This window comes from Streptomyces sioyaensis, from assembly GCF_004122735.1.
In the GTDB taxonomy this organism is placed as follows: Bacteria; Actinomycetota; Actinomycetes; order Streptomycetales; family Streptomycetaceae; genus Streptomyces; species Streptomyces sioyaensis.
The window spans coordinates 1-1880 of record NZ_SDIF01000266.1; the positions used below are offsets into that span (position 1 = coordinate 1).

The 1880-nt window shown below is 69.4% G+C and carries 1 protein-coding gene; it reads right to left on the reverse strand.

From position 1 onward, the window contains the following. A partial coding sequence (locus EST54_RS33755) for a type I polyketide synthase (RefSeq protein WP_135796922.1) occupies positions 1-1880 on the reverse strand: 1880 nt, incomplete at both ends.

Below are 1880 nucleotides of genomic sequence, written 5' to 3' on the forward strand. Positions count from 1 at the left end.
TGGGTCACCCAGTAGTCGGGGGTGGTCAGCTCGGCTGGTGTGGCGGTGCGGCCGGTGACGTTGGAGACCACCGGGATGTCGGGCTCGGAATAGTCGAGGATCTCGGCGAGCTGTCGGAACTCGTCGAGCATGGGGTCCATCAACGGGGAGTGGAAGGCGTGCGAGACCTTCAGGAAGGACGTCTTACGGCCCTGGGCCCGTAGCTCCTGAACCACGGAGTTGACGGTGTCCTGGGCGCCGGAGACGACCACCGCCTGGGGGCCGTTGACAGCGCCGATCGCCACGTCCCCAGCACCGTCGAGCAGCGCCCGTACCTCTTCCTCGGTCGCTTGAACGGCTGCCATGACGCCGCCGTCGGGCAGGGCCTGCATCAGCCGCCCACGGGCCGCCACCAGCGCACACGCATCCGCCAGCGACAGCACCCCGGCCACGTGGGCCGCCGTGATCTCACCGATGGAATGCCCGGCAACCACATCCGGGTGCACACCCCACGACTCCACAAGCCGGAACAACGCCGTCTCGACCGCGAACAGGGCAGGCTGCGCATACTCCGTACGGTCGAGCAGAGTGTTCTCCGCCGACCCGCCGTCCTCCGCGAACAGCACGTCCTTCAAAGGCCGTTGGAGGTGGGCGTCGAGGTGGCCGCAAGCCTCATCAAGCGCCTCCGCGAACACCGGAAAGGCTTGGTACAACTCACGTCCCATCCCCGCCCGCTGTGCGCCCTGTCCGGTGAAGAGGAAGGCGGTCTTGCCACCGGTGCGGGCCACTGCCCGGACCAGCCCTCCGGTTGAAGTGTCGTTGGTCAGGGCGCGCAGCCCGGCCGCCAGCTCCGTACGGTCGCTGCCCGTGATCACCGCGCGGTGCTCCAGCTGCGCCCGCGTCGTCGCCAGTGCTTGACCCACATCCACCGGATCCGGAGCATCCGCACGTTCCAACAAGCCCAGCAGGCTGGCCGCCTGGGCCCGCAGGCCCTCCGCGCTCGCGCCGGACACCGGCCACAGCACCGGTCCCGTAGAAGCGCGAGGTTCTGCGGCGGCCTGGTCGTCTTGAGCCGTGTGGTCGTCCGGAGCTTCCTCCAGGATCACGTGGGCGTTGGTGCCGCTGATTCCGAAGGACGACACTCCCGCCCGGCGGCGCTCCTCGCTTGCCCAAGGAGTCGCTTCGGTCAGGAGCTCCACATGCCCGGCCGACCAGTCGACGTGCGGGGTGGGTTCGTCCACGTGCAGGGTCCGGGGCAGCACGCCGTGGCGCATCGCCATGACCATCTTGATGACTCCGGCGACGCCCGCCGCGGCCTGCGTGTGTCCCAGGTTCGACTTCACCGAACCGAGCCACAGCGGACGCTCCTCCTCCCGGTCCCGTCCGTACGTCGCCAGCAGTGCCTGCGCCTCGATCGGGTCACCCAGTTTCGTGCCGGTGCCGTGTGCTTCGACGGCGTCCACCTCAGCCGGTTGGAGGCCGGCGTTGTGGAGGGCCTGGCGGATGACGCGTTGTTGGGAGGGGCCGTTGGGTGCGGTGAGGCCGTTGCTCGCGCCGTCCTGGTTGACCGCGCTGCCCCGTACGACAGCCAGCACCCGGTGGCCGTGGCGCCGGGCATCCGACAACCGCTCCACCAGCAGCACGCCCACCCCCTCGGAGAGGCTGGTGCCGTTCGCCGACCCGGCGAAGGCCTTCGTCCTGCCGTCCGGGGCCAGATTGCGCTGCCTGCTGAAGTCGATGAACGTCTCGGGCGTGAACATCACCGACACTCCGCCCGCGAGGGCGAGTGAGCACTCGCCATTGCGCAGCGCCTGCACCGCCAGATGCAGGGCGACGAGTGAGGAGGAGCATGCGGTGTCGATGCTGACTGCGGGGCCTTCGAGGCCGAGGGTGTAGGCGAT